This is a genomic window from Ewingella sp. AOP8-B2-18, from assembly GCF_052376015.1.
Classification (GTDB): domain Bacteria; phylum Pseudomonadota; class Gammaproteobacteria; order Enterobacterales; family Enterobacteriaceae; genus Ewingella; species Ewingella allii.
In genome coordinates, this window is sequence record NZ_JBQSVB010000067.1 from 1 (window position 1) to 500 (window position 500).

1 protein-coding gene is annotated in these 500 nt (G+C 51.6%); it reads left to right on the forward strand.

The window, feature by feature from the left end:
* Positions 1 to 352, forward strand: a 352-nt coding sequence (locus ACT3RR_RS23165) for an IS5/IS1182 family transposase (RefSeq protein ID WP_029392611.1), incomplete at its 5' end; no start/stop codon positions are given.
* Positions 353 to 500 lie beyond the last annotated feature (148 nt).

Here is a 500-nt window from a genome sequence, read left to right on the forward strand (position 1 = left end):
GCATGGAGAGGAGCAATTTGTCTCAGCCGATGCCGGCTACCAAGGGGCGCCACAGCGCGAGGAGCTGGCCGAGGTGGATGTGGACTGGCTGATCGCCGAGCGCCCCGGCAAGGTAAGAACCTTGAAACAGCATCCACGCAAGAACAAAACGGCCATCAACATCGAATACATGAAAGCCAGCATCCGGGCCAAGGTGGAGCACCCATTTCGCATCATCAAGCGACAGTTCGGCTTCGTGAAAGCCAGATACAAGGGGTTGCTGAAAAACGATAACCAACTGGCGATGTTATTCACGCTGGCCAACCTGTTTCGGGCGGACCAAATGATACGTCAGTGGGAGAGATCTCACTAAAAACTGGGGATAACACCTTAAATGGCGAAGAAACGGTCTAAATAGGCTGATTCAAGGCATTTACGGGAGAAAAAATCGGCTCAAACATGAAGAAATGAAATGACTGAGTCAGCCGAGAAGAATTTCCCCGCTTATTCGCACCTTCCCT